The 248-nt window shown below is 53.6% G+C and carries 3 tRNA genes; all 3 read right to left on the bottom strand.

Features of this window, described 5'->3' with window-relative positions:
* Positions 1-2 precede the first annotated feature (2 nt).
* The 3 genes from AC0IXC_RS29300 to AC0IXC_RS29290 all read right to left on the bottom strand — a co-directional run bounded on the left by AC0IXC_RS29300 (position 3) and on the right by AC0IXC_RS29290 (position 248).
* A tRNA-Glu gene (locus AC0IXC_RS29300) sits at positions 3-74 on the bottom strand.
* A gap of 22 nt (positions 75-96) precedes the next feature.
* Positions 97-169, bottom strand: a tRNA-Thr gene (locus tag AC0IXC_RS29295).
* Positions 170-173: 4 nt separating this feature from the next.
* Positions 174-248 (bottom strand) — tRNA-Asn (locus tag AC0IXC_RS29290).

Raw genomic sequence — 248 nt, 5'->3', positions numbered from 1 at the left:
GGTGACCCGTACGGGATTCGAACCCGTGTTACCGCCGTGAAAGGGCGGTGTCTTAACCACTTGACCAACGGGCCAAAAAAAACAAAACTTTCCCCAAGCTTCCAACCGGGCTTGAACCGGTGACCTCTTCCTTACCATGGAAGTACTCTACCAGCTGAGCTATGGAAGCATAATGGCTCCGCAGGTAGGAATCGAACCTACGACCGATCGGTTAACAGCCGATAGCTCTACCGCTGAGCTACTGCGGA

The sequence above is a fragment of the Bacillus sp. AC266 genome (assembly GCF_979253805.1).
The sequence above is the reverse complement of the archived record's forward strand: the minus strand, read 5'-3'. Positions and strand labels throughout refer to the sequence as shown.